We start from the raw sequence: 313 nt of genomic DNA, 5'->3' as shown, positions 1-313 counted from the left end.
AATTTTTAGTTTTCTTTTCTGGGATTATTTTCACGATGGTGTTGCAAGTCATCATATTTTAAACAAAAAAGAATTACCTGCAATTTCTAATTGGTGGGGTGGTATCTTGCTTCCTGTCCTATCCTGGGTTCTCTTAGGCAGGATTGAAAAGAGGTTTAATAAACAATTTGCTCAGAAGCAAAGAGCAGGCAAACAGTACAGGAAGGTTTTTAGACTTTTCATAATTGGTTTATTTTGTGCAATTTTAATAGCCATATCTTTCACATATAAGTACACTTTGTTTATAGATAATGTTATTTATTTATTATTAATA

1 protein-coding gene is annotated in these 313 nt (G+C 30.7%); it reads left to right on the top strand.

Annotated elements, in window-relative coordinates; genetic code table 11:
- Positions 1 to 313, top strand: a 313-nt coding sequence (locus tag LB467_RS18815) for a hypothetical protein (RefSeq protein ID WP_224475680.1), incomplete at both ends; no start/stop codon positions are given.

This window comes from Salegentibacter tibetensis (assembly GCF_020164485.1).
Taxonomy (GTDB): Bacteria; Bacteroidota; Bacteroidia; order Flavobacteriales; family Flavobacteriaceae; genus Salegentibacter; species Salegentibacter tibetensis.
This window is presented reverse-complemented; position numbering and strand designations above follow the sequence as displayed.